Source organism: Collinsella sp. HCP28S3_B9, from assembly GCF_052066095.1.
Classification (GTDB): Bacteria; Actinomycetota; Coriobacteriia; order Coriobacteriales; family Coriobacteriaceae; genus Collinsella.
Window position 1 is genome coordinate 1 of sequence record NZ_JBQHST010000004.1, and the last position, 18,860, is coordinate 18,860.

General features: G+C 60.1%; 14 protein-coding genes. 6 read left to right on the forward strand and 8 right to left on the reverse strand.

What is annotated here, in order from left to right; translation table 11 throughout:
- The first annotated feature begins 635 nt into the window (after window positions 1-635).
- Window positions 636-1,214 (forward strand): methylated-DNA--[protein]-cysteine S-methyltransferase, encoded by a 579-nt coding sequence (locus tag ACTNBB_RS01795; RefSeq protein ID WP_441056351.1) that lies wholly within the window; start codon window positions 636-638, stop codon window positions 1,212-1,214.
- Window positions 1,215-1,420: 206 nt separating this feature from the next.
- Here ACTNBB_RS01795 and ACTNBB_RS01800 read toward each other — a convergent pair whose 3' ends face one another.
- Window positions 1,421-2,656, reverse strand: a complete 1,236-nt coding sequence (locus tag ACTNBB_RS01800) for a chloride channel protein (protein WP_441056352.1) — start codon at window positions 2,654-2,656, stop codon at window positions 1,421-1,423.
- A 315-nt stretch (window positions 2,657-2,971) separates the two neighbouring features.
- On the opposite strand from ACTNBB_RS01800, the gene ACTNBB_RS01805 reads away from it, so the two are divergent.
- Both ACTNBB_RS01805 and ACTNBB_RS01810 read left to right on the forward strand, forming a co-directional pair.
- On the forward strand, window positions 2,972-3,673 hold the full coding sequence (locus ACTNBB_RS01805) for an ABC transporter ATP-binding protein (RefSeq protein ID WP_441056353.1): 702 nt from the start codon (window positions 2,972-2,974) through the stop codon (window positions 3,671-3,673).
- Window positions 3,674-3,678: 5 nt separating this feature from the next.
- Window positions 3,679-6,444, forward strand: a complete 2,766-nt coding sequence (locus ACTNBB_RS01810) for an FtsX-like permease family protein (RefSeq protein ID WP_441056354.1) — start codon at window positions 3,679-3,681, stop codon at window positions 6,442-6,444.
- Between the two features lie 513 nt (window positions 6,445-6,957).
- On the opposite strand, the gene ACTNBB_RS01815 is transcribed toward ACTNBB_RS01810, so the two are convergent.
- Window positions 6,958-8,037 carry a 6-phosphofructokinase gene (locus ACTNBB_RS01815; RefSeq protein WP_343007116.1) on the reverse strand — a complete coding sequence of 360 codons (1,080 nt, stop codon included), beginning with the start codon at window positions 8,035-8,037 and terminating at the stop codon, window positions 6,958-6,960.
- A 140-nt stretch (window positions 8,038-8,177) separates the two neighbouring features.
- Window positions 8,178-9,263: a carcinine hydrolase/isopenicillin-N N-acyltransferase family protein gene (locus ACTNBB_RS01820; protein ID WP_441056355.1), complete on the reverse strand. Its 1,086-nt coding sequence runs from the start codon at window positions 9,261-9,263 to the stop codon at window positions 8,178-8,180.
- A gap of 161 nt (window positions 9,264-9,424) precedes the next feature.
- Here ACTNBB_RS01820 and ACTNBB_RS01825 point away from each other — a divergent pair, with 161 nt between their 5' ends.
- Window positions 9,425-10,810, forward strand: a complete 1,386-nt coding sequence (locus tag ACTNBB_RS01825; RefSeq protein WP_427793650.1) for a M18 family aminopeptidase — start codon at window positions 9,425-9,427, stop codon at window positions 10,808-10,810.
- 285 nt (window positions 10,811-11,095) lie between these two features.
- On the opposite strand, the gene ACTNBB_RS01830 is transcribed toward ACTNBB_RS01825, so the two are convergent.
- From ACTNBB_RS01830 to ACTNBB_RS01840, 3 genes are all read right to left on the reverse strand, one after another.
- The gene (locus tag ACTNBB_RS01830; RefSeq protein ID WP_441056356.1) at window positions 11,096-12,037 is read right to left on the reverse strand and encodes a D-2-hydroxyacid dehydrogenase; all 942 of its coding nucleotides are present in this window, start codon (window positions 12,035-12,037) and stop codon (window positions 11,096-11,098) included.
- A gap of 123 nt (window positions 12,038-12,160) precedes the next feature.
- Window positions 12,161-13,048: a type I methionyl aminopeptidase gene (map, locus tag ACTNBB_RS01835; protein WP_441056357.1), complete on the reverse strand. Its 888-nt coding sequence runs from the start codon at window positions 13,046-13,048 to the stop codon at window positions 12,161-12,163.
- A 169-nt stretch (window positions 13,049-13,217) separates the two neighbouring features.
- A complete protein-coding gene (locus tag ACTNBB_RS01840) occupies window positions 13,218-13,994 on the reverse strand; it encodes a radical SAM protein (RefSeq protein WP_441056358.1) in 777 nt (258 codons plus the stop codon).
- A gap of 225 nt (window positions 13,995-14,219) precedes the next feature.
- On the opposite strand from ACTNBB_RS01840, the gene ACTNBB_RS01845 reads away from it, so the two are divergent.
- Window positions 14,220-15,017 carry an alpha/beta fold hydrolase gene (locus tag ACTNBB_RS01845; protein ID WP_441015199.1) on the forward strand — a complete coding sequence of 266 codons (798 nt, stop codon included), beginning with the start codon at window positions 14,220-14,222 and terminating at the stop codon, window positions 15,015-15,017.
- Between the two features lie 211 nt (window positions 15,018-15,228).
- Complete coding sequence (locus ACTNBB_RS01850; RefSeq protein WP_441056359.1) at window positions 15,229-17,109, forward strand: diguanylate cyclase; 1,881 nt, start codon at window positions 15,229-15,231, stop codon at window positions 17,107-17,109.
- A 71-nt stretch (window positions 17,110-17,180) separates the two neighbouring features.
- On the opposite strand, the gene ACTNBB_RS01855 is transcribed toward ACTNBB_RS01850, so the two are convergent.
- On the reverse strand, window positions 17,181-17,990 hold the full coding sequence (locus tag ACTNBB_RS01855) for a gamma-glutamyl-gamma-aminobutyrate hydrolase family protein (protein ID WP_427718223.1): 810 nt from the start codon (window positions 17,988-17,990) through the stop codon (window positions 17,181-17,183).
- A gap of 87 nt (window positions 17,991-18,077) precedes the next feature.
- On the reverse strand, window positions 18,078-18,842 hold the full coding sequence (locus ACTNBB_RS01860; RefSeq protein ID WP_117840240.1) for an amino acid ABC transporter ATP-binding protein: 765 nt from the start codon (window positions 18,840-18,842) through the stop codon (window positions 18,078-18,080).
- Window positions 18,843-18,860 lie beyond the last annotated feature (18 nt).

Below are 18,860 nucleotides of genomic sequence, written 5' to 3' on the forward strand. Positions count from 1 at the left end.
GCCTTGTCCTGCTCCTTCGGAGCCGCGGACAAGGCGCCGCACTGGTCTGCGGAGTGTTCTGAAAGCTGAGCCCGGCCCCGCCTGCGGTGACTCGGCTGCGAGCGGCCTGCGATGGGGCCGTTGTTGGTTGGGGCCGCTGGGCTGATGTGAGGGCACGTGGCCGTTGCGGGCCCTGGTCCCGGCGGCGGCCTCGGCGCTTTGCGCCTGCCGCCTTTGGGGACTGCGGGGCCGTGACGGCAGCTGCGGCGCTTCGCGCCTGCTGCCTGAGGTGACTTTGGGGTTGGGGTGAATTGAAGTTGAATACTTTTCCCGAGAAGTGAACGACCTATTTTGGACCCCCGAAGCATTGGCATATTTTGACCGCTATTTCCTGCGGTTTTGCTGCGCGAATCCTGCGGTTTTACGGTCTAAAGGTGTGGATGCTTCGGGGCTTCGTTTTTACTCGTTCACTTCTCGGGAAAAGTATTAGAGCTCAGCTGGCATGGGTACCGCTCTGGCGTCGAAGCCCCGCGTCTTCTCCGCTTGATTGGGGAAAGCGGCCTCGCTTAAGCAATTGCGATCCTGCCCAGACGTATCTGCGGAGTCGTCTGCACAATTCGCGGTATTATGGTGCGGAGTTTTGAAAGGAGCCGCTGGTGGTCACGACGACGTTTGCTTCGCCTTTGGGCGAAATCCTGCTTGCCGCTGATGGCCGCGGTCTGACGGGGCTTTGGTTTGAGGGGCAGGAGCACTTTGGCTCCACGCTTCTCCGGGAAGACTCCGAACATGTTGAAGGGGCCGATGCGGTTTCCGGTGCTGGTGGCATGTCGTCGGCGAGTCCGGCTCATGGTGCGGCTTCTTCGGTGCTTGAGCGTTCGTGGGCTTGGCTGAATGCTTATTTTGCAGGGCAGGAGCCTCGGTATACGCCGCCGTTGCATATGATCGGCACGGTGTTTCAGCGTGAAGTCTGGTTTGAGCTGCTTGCTATTCCGCGTGGCGAGGTCGCCACGTATGGCGAGATTGCGGCTCGTGTCGCCGCCCGCCATCGGGTGCCGGGGAACGAGGACCCCGTTGTGTCTCCTCGTGCGGTGGGAGCTGCGGTCGCTCGCAACCCTATTTCGATTATCGTGCCGTGCCATCGCGTGGTTGCCGCCGACGGCTCGCTTAACGGATATGCCGGCGGGCTCGATCGCAAGGAGTGGCTGCTTCGGCTTGAGGGCGCGTACGAGGACTAGCGCTCGAACACTTTGCATAGCCAAGATGCCGTGAAAGAACGGGACACGCTTTCCGAATGGAGACTCAGACGGAAACCGCGTCCCGGAATTCCGTTTTAAAGCGGGATGCGCTTTCCGAATGGCGCCCCAAGCGGAAACCGTGTCCCGGAATACAGCCTCAGAGTGGGACGCCGTTTCCGGTTGAGACCACCTGCTTGGACATCTTTCTACGCCCGCTTCTGCAGGGCGTAGATCGACTTATCCATGTTGAACAGGTAAGCCACGACGCAGACAATAAAGAACATCGGCAGATTACCAAAGCCGAAGACTTCGCAGCCAATAAGGATGGGTGCGAGCAGCGTATTGGTGGCGCTGCCAAAGACGGCTGCGTAGCCCAGCGCGGCGCAGAGTTCGGCGGGCATGCCGAGAATCCCGGCGAGTACGACACCCAGGCTGGCTCCGATGGAAAACAGCGGCGTCACCTCACCACCCTGATATCCTGCGGCAAGTGTGGCGATGGTGAGTACGAATTTGAGCGCCCAGTCCCAAGGCATGATGGCGACCTTACCGTTACCGTTGAGCGCCGCCGATATCAGGTTGGTGCCAAGGCCGCAGTATCGACCCTGCCACAGTGCGAACAGAATCGCCGATAGCGCGATGCCGATAGCGGCGATGCGCGCATAGGGGTTGGGGAGCAGCCGCGCCGCAAGGGTCTTGGCATGCGCAAGGCACCAGGCAAAGGCACCGCCTACCATGCCAAACGCGATGCCTAGTACCGCAAGCCGTCCAAGACCGGGGAGATCAAGCGCGCATGAGGCGACAACGGCGACCTCGAACTTCTCGAGTCCCAGGGCACCGGAGGTCATACTTGCGGCGAGCGAGGCTGTAAGCGCGGGAAACAGCGCACGGTATTCCATGCGTCCTGCGACCAGTACTTCGATAGCAAAGACCGTGGCAGCAAGGGGCGTTCGAAAGAGCCCGGCAAAGCCGGCGGCCATGCCGATAAGCAAAAACGTGTTGCCGGGGTCTCGGAAAGGTAGACGTCGGCCGATCCAATGTGAGACGGTTGCACCGATCTGCACGGCCACGCCCTCGCGTCCCGCACTGCCGCCAAAGAGGTGCGTCCCCCATGTGCTCAGCATAATGAGCGGCACCAAGCGCGGCGAGATGGCGTCCTCACGCCCGTGGCCTACGTCGAATACCAGGCTCATGCCGCGGTCGGTGCCCTTGCCCCAAGCGCGGTAGGCAAACACGATGGCAAGGCCCATAAGGGCGAGGAAGGGGAGGAGCAGGGTGATGTGTTCGTCGCGGAAGGCGCCGATCGCCAAAAGCACGCGTCCAAAGAGCGCGCAGATGGCGCCAACGATGATACCGACGGGGATTCCGACGGCACCCATAAGCACAAGACCGCTATAGGTGTTGAGCAGACGTTTGATTCTGCTCGATGTGCTGCTTTCCGACACTTCTCCTCCAAAACAAAAAAGACTCCTGCCGCGGCGTGATGTCTAGGGGCATCACGTAACAGCAGAAGTCATCAGCAACAAGGCGGTTTAGGGTAACGCGGCAGCTTGGCTGGCGCACCCAACGGAGACATTCATTCCGCAGTGGCATCATAGCGGTGGATACGGTTTGGGTCAAATGGTTGCCGTGGACAGTCCTGGTGCCTGCCCGCACCCCTCGTTTCCCCATATAAAACCTGCCAAAATAAACCTGTCCCTTTTTGGTCGGTGCGAAATGGGTAATACTAAAGAGTTATCCGACCAGATGGGAATTAATCGATGGCTTATATCGAATTCAAAGACGTCGTCAAAGCATACGGCGAGGGTGACGCCCGCATTCACGCGCTCGATGGCGCGAGCTTTACGGTCGAGCGCGGTGAGCTCGCCATTATCCTGGGTGCTTCGGGTGCCGGCAAGACCACGGCGCTCAACATTCTGGGCGGCATGGATACGGCGACTTCCGGCACCGTAACGGTGGATGGGCGCGACGTGAGTTCCGCCAATGAGGCGCAGCTCGTGGAATACCGCCGCTCCGACGTCGGCTTTGTCTTCCAGTTCTATAACCTGGTTCCCAACCTGACGGCGCTCGAAAACGTCGAGCTTGCGGCGCAAATCTGCCCCGATTCGTTCGATGCCGAACAGACACTTCGCCAGGTTGGCCTGGGCGAGCGCCTCGCCAACTTTCCGGCGCAGCTTTCGGGCGGCGAGCAGCAGCGCGTGTCCATCGCCCGCGCACTGGCCAAGAATCCCAAGCTGCTTCTGTGCGACGAGCCCACGGGTGCCCTCGACTACAAAACCGGCAAGCAGATTTTGCAGTTGCTGCAGGACACCTGTCGCAAGCAGGGCATTACGGTCATCATCATCACGCACAACTCCGCGCTCGCGCCCATGGCCGATCGCCTGATCTGCTTTAAGAGCGGCCGCGTGGAGAGCGAGACGGTCCAGCAAAATCCCGTGCCTATCGAGACGATCGAGTGGTAGCGCCCATGGATCAGGACCGCCAAAACAGCCAACGCCGCGACGCGCAGAACACGGAGCGCGAGCAGGATTTTACGACCTACCGCACTGCCCAAAGTTCAAACGACATGGCGCCGACGGTTTTTCGCCGTGGTGTTTACCGTACGATTCGCGGCAGCCTCAAACGCTTCTTGTCTATCGTCGTGATCACCGCGCTCGGCGTGAGCGTGATGTGCGGTCTTAAGGCGGGCTGCGAGGATCTGCGCGATTCGGTCGACGTCTATTTTGACCAGCAGAATGTCTATGACATTAACGTGCAGTCGACCTATGGCCTTACGCGCGACGATCTTTCGGCTATCCAAGAGGTCGACGGCGTCGAGACGGCCGAGGGCATCTACACCGAGACCGCCTACACCGCCGTGGGTACCACGCGCGAGCGTGTAGTCGTGCAGAGCCTTTCCAGGAAGAATATCGATCAACCGGTGCTGGTGAGCGGCGATTTGCCCGAGAGCGCCGGCGAGGTCGCGGTGACTTCGAAGTTCCTGAAGGCTTCGGGCAAAAAGCTCGGCGACACGGTGAGTTTTGCCGCCAATGACGCGAGCTCGTCGAACCAAAGCGCCAAGGACCAGTTTGCCGCGGGTGATTACACCATTACGGCCGAGGTCCTCGATCCTACTGATGTGAGCTCCGACTCGACAGTCAACGCCTTTCGCGCTGCTTCGGCTGCGGACTATAAGTTCTATGTGAGCGAGGATGCCGCGACATCTTCTTCCTACTCCGCGGTCCACGTGATCGTCGAGGGAGCCAAGAGCCTCAACTCCTATTCAGATGCCTACACGACAAAGATCAACGAGGTCAAGGGTAATATCGAGAAGATTCGCGACGAGCGTGAGAAGGTGCGCGCCCAAGAGCTGACGGTCGACGCGCCGGCAAGCTTGGATGCCTCCGAGCGCCAGGCGAATATGCTCTTTGGGATTGAGCAGGACAACATCAACCGCATGCCCCAGGGCAGTGAGGAGCGCGCTCGGGCTCAGGCCGATTTGGACCAGCGCCGCGCCGCCACCGACCAGCAGTTTGCCGATGCACGCGCCGAGCTTTCCGATCTGGGCGAATGCACTTGGTACATCCAGGATCGCGGTAACATCGCAAGCTACTCAAGCGTCGAGAGCGACAGCTCTTCGATTGAGGCCATCGCCACGGTTTTCCCATTTATTTTCTTTGTCGTAGCCGTGCTTATCAGCCTTACCACCGCCACTCGTATGGTCGAGGAGGAGCGCACGCTCATTGGCCTGTACAAGGCGCTCGGCTATTCACGCGGGCGAATCCTGTCCAAATACGTGGACTACTCGCTGTGGGCATGTCTGTTCGGCGGCGTACTCGGCAACATCATCGGATTTGTGGGGTTGCCGCTGTTCCTGTTTACGGTGTTCGACGACATGTACTCACTGCCCCAGATGCTGCTTTCGTACGACATCGTGTCCTCGATCGTCTCGGTGGCGCTGTTTGCTGTGGGCGTGGTGGGTGCCACGATTATCGCCTGCCGCCACGAGATGGCCGAGACCCCAGCCTCGCTTATGCGTCCCAAGGCCCCGCGAGCCGGCTCACGCATCTTGCTTGAGCGCATCGGCTTTATTTGGCGCCGCATGGGCTTTTTGAACAAGGTGGCAGCGCGTAACCTGTTCCGCTACAAAAAACGTGCCTTTATGACCATCTTCGGTATCGCCGGCTGCACGGCGCTTGTGATCTGCGGTATGGGCATCCGCGATACGTCGCTGGCGCTTTCGCCCAAACAGTACGGGCATATCACGCGCTATGACTTGCTGGCGGTCGCCAATCCCGATGACTATGCTCAGACGTGTGCGGCGCTGGAAGAGCGTAGCGCGGCCAGCGACTCCGGCGTACGCGTGACCTCGACCCTGCCGATTATGACCGACAACGTCACCTTTACGTTTGGCGGTAAGAGCGAGACCGTACAGCTCATCGTGATTCCCGACGACCGCACGAATGACCTGGACGATTACGTGCGCCTGGAGGATGAGTCCAAAGAACCGCTCGCCCTGCGTGACGGGGACGTGTATTTAAGCAAGAGTTCACAGCTGGTGCTGGGGATTCAGCCGGGCGATACGGCGCAGGTCCAGGATTCGTCGCTCAATGTTACCAAGGTCAAGGTTAGCGATATCTCGCTCAATTATTTGGGCAACACGCTTTATATGACGCAGGGCACCTATGAGCGCGCGTTCGGCCGAAGCGCGCGTCTTAACGGCATCTTTGTGCTGCTTAAGGGCTCTTCAGCCGACCAGATTGCGTTTAGCAAGAAGCTTAAGAGTGACGGTTGGCTTACGATTTCGAGTACGGCCGAGCATTGGGAGAACTATGAGTCGAACTTTACGATTATCAATTCGGTCGTAGTGCTTGTGACCTTTATGGCGGCGTGCCTGTCGTTTGTGGTGGTGTTTACGCTGTCTAATACGAATATTTCGGAGCGCGAACGCGAGCTGGCGACCATCAAGGTGCTGGGCTTCCGCCGTGGCGAGGTGCACCACTACGTCAATAAGGAGACGTTGATCCTTACGGCGATTGGCACCGCACTGGGCGTGCCGCTGGGTGGCCTGCTTGCCGAGAGCTTTACGTACGTTCTTCAGATGCCGTCGCTGTACTTTGATGTTGAGGTCGAGCCGCTGAGTTTCGTGCTCGCTGTGGTGCTTTCGTTTGGCTTTACGTTTATCGTCAACCTCGTCACCAACCGAACCCTCAACAAGATTGACATGGTCGGTGCCCTCAAGAGCGCCGAGTAACCTGTTCTTGGATTCAAGTTGTAGCGAGCTGTGACGTGCCGCAGTCGCTTTATTGCATAAACCGCCCCGCAGAATGCATATTTTGGCGGGGCGGTTGCTTTTTACCCGCAGGTACCCCCAGGGGCGGCGTGCAAATTCCGGAGAATTCAGCATTCCGGAGTCCACGAGTATGGGAGCGGGCGCAAAAAACTGCGCTGAAAACCCTGATTCTGAGCTCCCAACGCCTCAAGAGCCGCTCGTTTTTACAAGATGCGGCCCATGGCGCCTGCCTTTCGCCCAGAATTCAGTATGCAGGCACCCTCGGCTGCTGAAAACTCCCAAAAATGCACGGCGCCTCCTGCCCTAGGCACCCGCAGCAAGAAGTCGAATAGCCTCGGCGAGCATGTAAACGCAGGGCCCTCCGACCCCGCCCGACGATTTCGATTGGCGACCTTTGACGGAGTCAAGGGAGGAGCCAAATCGAAATACGTCGGGCGGGGTCGGAGGGCCCGATGGGATGGATTTCGGCCGAGGCTATTCGTCGCCGAAGCTGATGCCCAGCGCCTTGGCCTCGCGTACCAGGTCGCTCTGGGGATCGACAAACTTGAGCTTGCCGGCGACCTCCTCGAGCGGCATGTGGCACATCTTGCCGTCACGCAGGGCAATCATGTAGCCAAACTCGCCGCGTAGGCAGCCCAGTGCCGCCTCGACGCCGCACTGGGTCGCAAAGATGCGGTCCTGGGCGTCGGGCTGACCGCCGCGCTGTGTGTGGCCGGGGATGGCGACGCGGGTCTCGCGACCGGTCTTGGCCTCGATTTCCTTGGCAATGTCGTAGACAATCGACGGACTCGTGCGCTCGGCGAGCTTCTTCTTGTACTCCTTCTTGGGCAGCGCCGCGTCCTCCTTGGAGATAGCGCCCTCGGCGACGGCCACGATCGTAAAGCGGCTGCCGGTCTCCATGCGATGCTCGATGGTCTTGATGACGTTATCCATGTCGTAGGGAATCTCGGGAATCAGGATGACGTCCGCGCCGCCCGCGACGCCGGCGTACAGCGGGATCCAGCCAACCTTGTGGCCCATGATCTCGATAACGAACACGCGGCCGTGACTCGAGGCGGTGGTGTGGATGTCGTCGATGCACTTGGTGGCGACGTCGATGGCGCTCGTAAAGCCAAACGTCATTTCGGTGCCCCAGGTGTCGTTATCGATTGTCTTGGGCAGAGCGATAACGTTGAGGCCCTCTTCGCGCAGGCGGTTGGCAGTCTTGGTGGAGCCGTTGCCGCCCAGCATAAACAGGCAGTCGAGTTGCAGCTTGTGATAGGTGTGGACCATCGCGGGCACCTTCTCGACACCGTCGGCCTCGGGAATGTCCAGGCGCTTGAACGGCGTGCGGCTCGTGCCCAAAATGGTGCCGCCGCGGGTGAGGATGCCGCTAAAATCGGCGGGCGTCATGACGCGGAACCTGCTGTAGATAAGGCCCTGGTAGCCGTCCTCAAAACCATAGATCTCGATAGGTTCTTCGCTATTGGTCATAAGCGTTTTGACGATGCCGCGCATGGTGGCGTTGAGCGCCTGACAGTCGCCGCCACTGGTAAGAAGACCGATCCTAAGCATGATGAATCCTTCCGGGCAAGTTATAACATGCGCATAAGTTTACCCCCGCACACTGTTGATACGGGGGTAAAACGTGTTAGCTCAAGCGTATAGAAATGTAAACAACGTCAGGCGAGCGTAAGGTCTACGGGCCTGGCTCCTTACAGTGCGAAGGCGTCGACGTCGCCCCAGTGGCGGCGCAGCGTAATAGCGGCGGCGGGTTCGGTATTGTCAAAGACGACCGACCATTGCGTATTGCTGGTGATGTCTCCCTGTTTGGGCTCTTGCGCTGCGGCGCGCAGGGCTTCCCAGGCAATCGTTTCGTCCTGGGCACCGACATGGGCGTCAAGGACATCGGCGATTGCGATGGCGCGCTCTTTACCATGGCCCAGTTCGCCGTTCTTTTGGTTGGGCAGCACTTCGTCGCCATAGCAGGGGTAGAAGTTCGTAACCTGGCGTACAGGAGTCGCTTTGAAAGCGCGGTCCGGATCGTGCGGATCCCACTCTACTACGCGCGCGTCACCGGTGGCGTCGTTGATAAAGAAGTGATAATCGCGTCCTGCCATGGCGTGCATGTCGTAGGCGGAAAGCAGGTCGACAGCTTCTTGCGTGGTGGCGGCACGGTCGAGCACCAGACGGATGGCGAGCGAGGTATTGATGACAGGGCGTTGCGTGTCCTGGTCACAGGGCCTGGAATCCAGGGTGAGTACGGCAACGGACACGCCGCATTCGTTAACACCGTCGAGCTGGGCAAACGGACCCATGAGTGCGGCGGCGCGTCCGGCGACGGAGTCAAGCGGAGTGTTATCGCCCAGGTTGTTAAGGGCGGCAAACCCGATGGAGGCATAGCCGCCGCGTGGGTGATTGCGCACCAGCAGCGCCGAGGTGTCGTCCCTAAAGTCGTAATTGCGACCGGTGCGCACGCGGCCTTCGGCATCTACGGCGACAAAAGCGCTGCAGGCAAACTGGGGAGCCTGGACATGTGCCGGCACACCGGGCAGCACCTGCGCCACCACGGCATCGATGTAGGCCTGGTCGTCGCGCACGCCAGCGGCGATGATGCGATCAAGATCGTAGTCGTAGGCGATGTCGATTGCGTACAGGTCATAGCCATCCGCGTAGCCGGTCAAGCGTTTGAGCGACGCGGCGGACTTGATTTGCTTGCGGTAAACGATACCGGTGGCAGCGGCAAGGCCGACGGCGACTCCCGCGACACCGCAGGCGATGGCAATGTTACGTGGCTTCATGACGGCTCCTCTCGTCCTGTTGGCGTAATTATCGCAAAAGGAGCGCGGGCATGATGGCTCAACCTGGTGAGCGGCACGGGATTAAACATGGAATGAAGAGTGCGGCGCTGGCGTGGCGGGGTATGCTGGAGGGGACCATCAACCCAGCGAAAGGGGAGAGCATGACGGATCAGGAAACGCCCGAGCGCGCGCATGTGACGGCCGACGATATCGAGGCCGCCAACGACCTTATCGACTTTATCGAGGCGTGCCCCAGCATGTTCCATACGGCGGCGACCATTATGGCCGAGCTCGACGAGGCGGGCTTTACCTACCTGCCCGAGAATGCGGCGTGGGACATCGAGCCGGGCGGGCGTTATTACACGCAGCGCAACACCTCGAGCGTTATCGCCTTTAAGGTGGGCGAGGACCTGGCCGCGACGTGGGGCGAGGACGGCGTTGCCGGCGACTATCATTTTCAGCTCACGGCGTCGCACAGCGATTCTCCGACGTTTAAGGTCAAGGCCGTGCCCGAGCTCGACGGCGCGGGCGAGACGCTGCGCCTGAACACCGAGGCCTACGGCGGCATGATCGACTACACCTGGTTCGATCGCCCGTTGGCGCTGGCTGGACGCGTGCTGGTGCGCGAGGGCGACCGTATTGAGAGCCGCCTGCTTGCCACCGAGCGCGAGGTCGCTATCATTCCGAGCCTTGCTATCCATATGAACCGTGGCGTCAATGAGGGCTTTGCACCCAACCGCGCTGTCGACCTGTGCCCGCTCATCAGCGCCGGCGAGCTTAAGCAGGGCGACTTTGATGCTCTGATCGCCGACGAACTGGATGTCGAGCCCGAGCAGATTTTGGGCCGCGATCTGTTTCTGGTCAATCGTCAGGACGCGCGCATTTGGGGCTGGGCCGACGAGTTTATCTCGACGCCCAAGCTCGACGACCTAGCCTGCGCCTACACCTCGCTGCAGGCATTTTTGGGCGCCGAGAATGCGCATGACATCTCGGTCTTTTGCTGCTTCGACAACGAGGAGGTTGGCTCCGAGACCAAGCAGGGCGCCATGTCGACGTTCTTGGCCGATGCGTTGCGTCGCATTAACGGGTCGCTGGGCTTTGATGACGAGTCGTACCACCGTGCGCTTGCCGCCTCGATGCTCGTGAGCTGCGACAACGCGCACGCCGTGCATCCCAACCACGCCGAAAAGTGCGATGCTCACAACCAGGTCGTGCTCAACGGCGGTATCGTCATCAAGGAAGCCGCCAACCAGCACTACTGCACCGATGCCTTTAGCCGCGCAGTGTTCCAGGCCATCTGCGATGACGCAGACGTGCCCACGCAAGCCTTTGCCAACAAGAGCGATATGGCGGGTGGCTCCACGCTCGGCAATCTGTCCAATATGCAGGCGAGCATGCACGCCGTGGACGTGGGCCTGCCGCAGCTGGCCATGCACTCGAGCTACGAGACCGGTGGCGTGCGCGACGTGATGTATGCGATTCGTGCCCTCACGGCTTTCTACGAGCGCGACCTAAACATCAACGGCGCCGAAAGTGTGGAGCTCTAAAACCTGCCAAAAAAGGACGGGTTTATTTTGGCAGGTTTTATCTGGGCAAATGCCGCAATGTCAACGGTAAGACGGAGCTGCTAAGGCTTGCAGATGAAGCCGACGCCAGCGGAACCGCCGCAGGTAGAGCAAAAGTCAGCGAGAGCCCGCCGTTTGAGCCAAGGTGCCGTGAAATGAAAAGGCGCTGACCTTCTGGTCGCGCCTTTGAAATTGAACGGTAGATTGGCCAAACGGCGGGCTCGCAGCGTCGAGGGGTTCCGGCGTTTGGTAAAACGCCGGAACAATCTAATGCTCAATCCAACAACGTAAAGTTTCGCCGGCCAGCAGGTGACGCAGATTCTCCGCGGCGATGTCGACCACGTTATTGAGCGTGGCGGCCAGGTGGAACCAACCCGAGACGTGCGGCGTGATGAGCATGTTGGGTGCATCCCACAGCGGGCTTGTGGCGGGCAGCGGCTCGGGATCGGTGACGTCGACCGCGGCGCCGGCGAGATGTCCCGATTCCAGAGCGGCAACCAGGTCGTCGGCGACCACAAGATCGCCGCGGCCGCCGTTGGCAAAGAACGCGCCCGGTTTCATCGCGGCGAAGAACTCGGCGTTCGCCAGACCGCGGGTCTCGGGCGTGCTGGGCATAAAGGATGCGACGATGTCGGCCTCTGCCAGGCGCTCAGACAGGGCATCCATGCCGTCCATGTCCTCAAACACAATGGGGTAGACGAGCGGATGGCGCTTGATGCCGCGGACATGCGCACCCATGCTGCGGCAGAGCGTGGCAAAGTGGCCGCCGATATCGCCTGCGCCCAGCACCAGCACGTTGGCGTTTTTGAGCGAGGTGACCGGCCCCAAATCCTCCCAGCGATGCTCGCGCTGCAAGTCGTGATAGCCGGGCAGGCGCTTCATCATGGAAAGGACCATGGCAAACATGTGCTCGCTCACGGCCTGACCGTAGGCGCCGATCGAGCAAGACAGCTTGGCTTCAGCCGGCACGGTGCCGGCGGCAAGGTAGTCGTCATAGCCGGCGGTCTGCAATTGCAACAGCTGGAGATGGTCGCATGCCGTGAGCATGTCAGGGTCGATGTTGCCCAGGATCACGTCGGCATCGGCGACCTGTTCGCGCGTGATATCGCCGGCGCTCGTGTAGATAAAATCCTCGCCCGGAGCGCTCGACTCAAGAATTGCACGATGGCGGTCGTTGACGGGCAGCAAAACCAGGATGTTCACAAGCATTCCTCTCCGCTCAACCTGCCAAAAAGGGACAGGTTTATTTTGGCAGGTTTTATTTGGCAAAACGTTCAAATAAAACGCCAGATGCAAGACGAGCGTGCCCGTCAGCATCTGGCGCATCTACGGCTACCAGCTCAGCAGCTCGTAGCCGTCCTCGGTCACCACGAGCTGTACCTCGCACTGGGCCGAGTCGCTGCCGTCCTTGGTGCGCACGCACCACCCATCGCCCTTGCTAATCTTAATGTCGGGTGTTCCGGCGTTGACCATGGGCTCGATAGTAAAGACCATGCCCGGAACCATGATAGTGTCCACGTCGGGCGCCTCGGTGGTAAAGCCCACAAACGGGTCCTCGTGGAACTCCTTGCCAATGCCGTGGCCACCGTACTCGCGTACCACGCTAAAGCCGGCGTCCTCGACCGTCTTTTGTACGGCCTCGGCCATCACGGAGAGCGGCAGCCATGGCTTGACGGCTGCCAGACCCGCCTCCACGCTGGCGCGGGTGACGTCGACCAAGCGCTGGCGCTCGGCCGAGACCTTGCCGATGCAGAACATGCGGCTCGAGTCGCTAAAATAGCCGTCTAAGATCGTTGAGCAGTCCACGTTGATGATGTCGCCCTCGTGCAGTACGTCCGTATCGCAGGGAATGCCGTGGCAGACTACGTCATTGATCGAGGTGCACACGCTCTTGGGGTAGCCCTCGTAGTTGAGGTCGGCCGGCGTTCCACCATGCTCGACGGTGTAGTCGTAGATCATCTGGTCGATCTGGTTGGTGGTTATGCCCGCGGTGATATGCTCACCCACATAATCGAGCACGCCCACGTTGATGGCGGCCGAGCGCTTGATGCCCTCGATATCGGCAGGCGTCTTATAGAGCGTGCGGGGCAGGACGTTCCAGCCCTCTTCCCACAGGCGCTCGAGGCGCTCATCAAAGGAGCTGTGACATTTCTTGTATTTTTTGCCGCTGCCGCACCAGCAAGCGTCGTTGCGGCCGGGTACGGGTCCTTTGTCATACATGGCTAACTTCCTTTCATCCGAGGCTAGTATAGCCCACCCGCAGAGCAGCTAATTTGGGACGGGGCTTTTTTGACTGCTTTTGTCCGCGCGGCCTTGCGCCGCCCATATCGCTCCCAAAAGCAGTCAAAAAAGCCCCGCCCCAAATTAGCTGCTCTTGGGCAGACGGGTGCTAGTAACTCACCTGGCAGGGGATGCCGAGGGCGCGCACGCGTGTGGCAATCGCGTCGAGCGCCTCGGGAGCCGCTTTAGCAAGGCCGGCGACTGGTGTCTCGCGCGCCACCGTGTAGATGGTCGCCTCCTGCGGACGAATGCGCTCGAGCGCCGCAAGCCAAGGGCCGACGTATTCGTCGCCCGTGTTGTCAATAGACTTGCCTTGGTACTCGCCGGTTAGGAATAGCGTCTGAATGATAACGTGGCCCTCAAAGCTCGCGAACGTCTCGATCTGGTGCTCGACGTCGTAGGGACCAACGGGCTGGTCGAGCAGCTGGATAAATGCCGGATCGACCGTATCGAGCTTGAGGATGTTGTCGTCGACCATCATGAGCGCATCATGCACCTGGGGACGGTTGGCGCGCGTGCCGTTGGAAAGCACGGCAATCTTGGTGTTTGGGGCAAGCTCGTCGCGCAGCGCGACGGCACCGGCGATGGCCTGCGGAAACTCCGGTGCGGCAGTGGGCTCGCCGTTGCCTGCGAAGGTGATCACATCGGGGAGCTCGCCCTCGGCTGCCATCTCGCGCAGCTTTGCTTCGAGCGCGTCGAGTACTACGGCGGCTGTGTTGCACGGCTCATGGCAGGGGCGCTCGGCGTTGAGGCCGTTTTCGCAGTACATGCAGTCGAACGTGCAGATTTTGCCGCTGGCCGGCATCATGTTGACGCCGAGCGAGAGACCAAGGCGACGGCTGCGAACGGGCCCAAAGATAGGGCTGGCATTCAAAAACGTAGACATAGGCATATGCTCCTCTAGACAATTGTGCCTAAGCATAGCATCGGCTCCAAAACAAGGTGCGGGCTCTTGCTTTACAAGTTTCGTTTTTTCACGTCGCTCATGATGCTGTGCCATGAAAAGCCTCGGCTTGGGTACAGTTAATCTGTTAACAAGGCATAAGGCAATGCGGGTCCATCCAACCGTACTGACGTGCAACTGGATGGGCATTGATGATGGGGGCACAACATGGATTTTACGGTCGAAAATGCGGGCACCACGATTGCCTGCCGCGAGTATGCCGGCCCGGATGTATCGTCCGATGCGCCCGCCTTGGTGTGCGTGCACGGTGCGTGCGTCGACGGCACATTTTTTGACGGCATCGCCCGCGAGCTCGCCTGTGGCTATCGCGTCATTGCCTATGACCGCCGTGGTTGCGGCGAGAGCGACGATGCGGCAGACGGACGCTACGATCTGGCAGTTCAGGCTGCCGACCTGCGAGCTGTTATCCAACATGCCGGCGCCCCGGCAAATGTCCTCGCGCACAGCGCCGGTACGTTGGTGGCGCTGGAGCTTCTTCGTGCAAACCCCGCCATAATCTCGCGTGCGATTCTGCATGAACCTGCCGTGACGGATGAGGGCGCCGGCCTGGGCGCGGCCCCGGTTTTGCTCGAGATGATCGCTGCGGGAAAGGTCTCCAGGGCGTTACGGGCCTTCCTTGGCGCCATCGGCGATTCGGACCCTGAGGCCCCCAAGTTAACCGAGGCAGAAGCCAAGCATGCCCTGCGCAACGGCCGCAGTTTCATGGCAAACGAATACGGGATTACTATGACCTGCGTTCCCGATTGGGATAGCGTTCGCGCGTCGAAAACGGTGGCCGCCGTGCTCTTGGGTGAACTCTCGATTGGCACGCCCCGCGAGGCGGGCACGAGGATGGCGGCTGAGCTTTTGGACTGTCCACTCGTAATGGTTCCCGGCGCGCACAACGGCCTGCGCGATCGCCCGGCAGCGGCTGCCCAGACTGTTCGTGGCATCCTGAGGCTCTAGCGCTTGCAATAGCCGAAACAGCCTTCACCCGCAAACGTTTCGGCCGTGTTAACAAATGTGCTCAAAACCTCACGTCTGCGGCTTCAATCGCGTCGCCTGCCAACTCATAAAAATGTAACAGCATTCACGTGCTTACCTGCATCGGCAAGGTGTTACCCTTGTAACATTTGGAACCCATCGCTACCATGCGAAACTATCGAAAGGGCCCCATATGCTCAATAGTCACGAGGCCAATCTAACCGACGAGGAGGCTGCCGCTGAGGTCGCCCGCGTCGCGAAGACCTACCCCGTGGTGCGTTTGCTGTCGGCCGATCAGATTAAGAGCGAGCCTAACTGCTTGCTCGCCGGCGATCGCTGCCCTTGTCTGCGTCAGTCGAGTCTTGAGGCCTTGGCAGATTCGGGTGAGGTGTCGGAGCAACTGCTCAACGATGGTGTTGAGTACCGCGCCCGTCTGCGCCCTCTAAAGGTCGAGGGTGAGCCTCACGTCTTGCTGATGGTGCGTCCGATTGATGAGCAAGAGGCCACAGAAGAGGACCTTGTCTACACCGACGTGCTGACGGGCGTGCGCAATCGCCGATATTACGAGGAAAAGCTCCGTAGCGCCCGCATGAATGCCGGCGTTGCGATGATCGACCTTGATGATTTTAGGGTCGTCAATGATACGTGTGGCCGTCATGCCGGCGACCTTGCGCTCGGTGCTGTGGCGACAGCCATACGCAGCGGAATCCGTTCGACTGACGAGCTTGTGCGCTATGGCTGCGACAAGTTTGTGGTCGTCATGCCCAATATTCCCTCCGATGACTTCATCCGTCGCCTGCATCAGGTATCCGATGCCGTTCATGCCACGATTATTCCGGGCCATGAGTACGTGAGCTTGACGGCATGTGTTGGTGGCGTTCGCATTCATGGCGAGACAGTCGATGAGGGCGTTGGCCGCGCTGTCCAGTTACTGAGCCACGCTAAGACAAAAGCCGGTACGGTCGTGACCGATGCCGATTCCATCGAGGCCTTCCAAAGCCAAAAGCCCCTGGTGCTGATTGCCGACGATTCCAAAGTGAGCCGGTCCATCCTCGGTGAGATGCTCAAGGACGACTATCGCATTCTAGAAGCCGATAGCGGTCGCGCCACGCTCGATGCGGTTGACCGTTATGGTGGCGACCTGTCCCTTGTGCTGCTCGATATTGTCATGTCGGACATGAGCGGCTGTGAGGTGCTGGCCGAGCTTTCGCGTCAGGCAGCCCTCGATAGCCTACCTGTTATTATGATCTCGAGCGAAGATACCGACGACGTGGTGTTACGTGCTTACGATTTGGGCGCCTCGGACTATATCAGTCGCCCGTTCGATGACCGCATTGTGCGTCGTCGCGTCAACAATATTATTCGACTGTATACCAAACAGCGTCGTCTGACGAGTCTGCTGTCGCAGCAGTACAATGCGCGCGTCAATAACAGCCGTATACTCGTCGACATCATGGCGAGCGTCATGGAAGTCCGTAATGGCGAAAGCGGCAGGCATGTCACGCATATCGAGAAGTTGACTGAGCTGCTGCTTGGCGACTTGGCGCGACGGAGCGACAAGTACTCTCTTGGCAACGAGGAGCGTTCTTCGATTGCGTTGGCGTCGGCGCTGCACGATATCGGCAAGATGTCGATCGACGATGCGATTCTCAACAAGCCCGGACGTCTGACGCCCGAAGAGTTTGAAATAATGAAGACGCATACTACCATTGGCGCCGACATGCTGCGCAATCTGGGCAGAAACCATGAAGGAAGTGCCCTTTTGGACTATGCGTACCAAATCGCCCGCTGGCATCATGAACGTTGGGATGGTACGGGCTATCCTGACGGTCTTAAGGGCGACGATATCCCCATTGCCGCTCAGGTGGTCTCGGTGGCCGATGTGTACGATGCGTTGACGAGTGTGCGTGTGTACAAGGACGCCATTTCGCAAGAAGAGGCGATTCGGATGATTCTGGACGGTGAGTGCGGCGCTTTCAATCCGCTGCTTATCGAGTGTCTGCTCGAAGTGCGCGATCGCATTGCCGAGACGCTGGAGCGCCCTGCGGACGTTGTCGCGTTCCCTTCGGTTTAAGCTAGGCAAAGGGACGCCCCGTCGGACCATGTGGCCGGCGGGGCGTCCTTATCTGTTGTGCGGTTCGCGAACTAGCGGGCCTGCTTTACCTTGGCCGCCGCCTCGACAAACGACTTCCACAGGTTAAAGTCGGTCTCGAGCGTCTGCCAGGTGTACTCGGGATGCCATTGCACGCCCAGGCAGAAAGGCTGGCCTTCGACCTCGATGCACTCGGGAACGCCGTCGGTTGCCTTGGCGACCAAGCGCGTGCTCTTACCCAGACGCTCGACGCAGCAGTGGTGTGCGGAGTTGGTCTGGATAAGCCTGTGCCCGCCAACCGCGCGCTCCAGAAGCGAGCCCGGCACGACCTCGACGGGATGCACGGGGTCGTTGAGCACGTGGGTATGGCGCCACTGCGTGCGGCCCTCGCGCGCGCCCAGGCTCGGTACGTCCATGCACAGGGTGCCGCCGGTGGCGACATTGAGCAGCTGCGTGCCGCGGCAGGTGGTAAAGAGCGGCTTTTTGGCGCGGAGTACCTCGTCGACCAGCTTAAACTCAAAGCTATCGCGGATCTCGCAGCAGAGGGTGGGGTCGTAGGGTCGATCATCGCCCCAACGTTTGGGATTGACATCGGGGCCGCCGGGAATGGCGATGCCGTCGGCGATATCGACGTAATGACGGATGACCTCAATGTCCTCGGTGATGGACATCTGCAGCGGCAGGCCGCCGGCGGCAAGGATGGCATCGACAAAGACACTGGCGATTTCCTCGTTGGGGGAGAGCGTCTCGCTTAAAAACGGCTTTGCCTCTTCCCAGCGCGGCGCCACCAGGATGAGCGGGCGGTCGGCGGGGGCAACGTCGACGTGCGGGGTATAGGACGAGGAAGTACGTGTTCCGATCATGGGTGCTGCTTTCGAATCTGAAGGTGACAGGGCGCATGAGAGACGTGGGACAACACTTTCAATGGATTTGTCCCAAGGGGTTGCTGGTTAGTGGCCCTTGATGGAGTTGAGGAAGTCCTGGGCGCGCTTGGTCTGGGGGTGGTCGAAGAACTCGTCGGGCGTGCCGGTTTCCACGATTTGGCCGTCGGCCATAAACACGACGCGGTCGGCCACGCGGCGGGCAAAGTTCATCTCGTGTGTAATGACGATCATCGTCATGCCCTGCTGGGCCAGACGGACCATGACCTCGAGCACCTCGTTGATCATCTCGGGGTCAAGGGCGCTCGTGGGCTCGTCAAAAAGCATGGCCTTGGGTTGCATGGCAAGCGAGCGGGCGATGGCTACGCGCTGCTGCTGGCCGCCCGAGAGCTGTGCGGGCACCTTATCGGCCTGTTCGGCAACGCCCACGCGGCCCAGCAGGTCCATGGCGCGCTCGCGGGCCTCGTCCTTGGAGACGCCCAGCACGTCGACCGGTCCCAGCATGACGTTCTGCAGCACGGTCATATGTGCGAACAGGTTGAACTGCTGAAACACCATGCCCAGCTCGGCACGCATACGGGCAAGGTCCTTGCCTTCCTGCGGCAGGGGCTCGCCTTCGATGAGGATCTCGCCCGAGTCGATGGTTTCCAAGCGGTTGATGGTTCGGCACATGGTCGACTTGCCCGAGCCCGAGGGGCCGATCACGACGACGACCTCGCCGCGGTCGACCGAGAGATTGATGTCGTTGAGGACGTGCAGATCGCCATAGTGCTTATCGACGTGCTTGAGCTCGATCAGCGGCTGATTGCCGGTGGAAGAGGTGCTCTGTGCCATGGTGCTCGGCTCCTTATG

Coding starts and splice junctions, on each gene's coding strand:
- ACTNBB_RS01830 (WP_441056356.1), bottom strand. CDS start 12,037: ATGCTTGTGAACATCCTGGTTTTGCTGCCCGTCAACGACCGCCATCGT.
- ACTNBB_RS01845 (WP_441015199.1), top strand. CDS start 14,220: ATGGATTTTACGGTCGAAAATGCGGGCACCACGATTGCCTGCCGCGAG.
- ACTNBB_RS01850 (WP_441056359.1), top strand. CDS start 15,229: ATGCTCAATAGTCACGAGGCCAATCTAACCGACGAGGAGGCTGCCGCT.
- ACTNBB_RS01810 (WP_441056354.1), top strand. CDS start 3,679: ATGGATCAGGACCGCCAAAACAGCCAACGCCGCGACGCGCAGAACACG.
- ACTNBB_RS01805 (WP_441056353.1), top strand. CDS start 2,972: ATGGCTTATATCGAATTCAAAGACGTCGTCAAAGCATACGGCGAGGGT.
- ACTNBB_RS01815 (WP_343007116.1), bottom strand. CDS start 8,037: ATGCTTAGGATCGGTCTTCTTACCAGTGGCGGCGACTGTCAGGCGCTC.
- ACTNBB_RS01860 (WP_117840240.1), bottom strand. CDS start 18,842: ATGGCACAGAGCACCTCTTCCACCGGCAATCAGCCGCTGATCGAGCTC.
- map (WP_441056357.1), bottom strand. CDS start 13,048: ATGTATGACAAAGGACCCGTACCCGGCCGCAACGACGCTTGCTGGTGC.
- ACTNBB_RS01840 (WP_441056358.1), bottom strand. CDS start 13,994: ATGTCTACGTTTTTGAATGCCAGCCCTATCTTTGGGCCCGTTCGCAGC.
- ACTNBB_RS01820 (WP_441056355.1), bottom strand. CDS start 9,263: ATGAAGCCACGTAACATTGCCATCGCCTGCGGTGTCGCGGGAGTCGCC.
- ACTNBB_RS01825 (WP_427793650.1), top strand. CDS start 9,425: ATGACGGATCAGGAAACGCCCGAGCGCGCGCATGTGACGGCCGACGAT.
- ACTNBB_RS01855 (WP_427718223.1), bottom strand. CDS start 17,990: ATGATCGGAACACGTACTTCCTCGTCCTATACCCCGCACGTCGACGTT.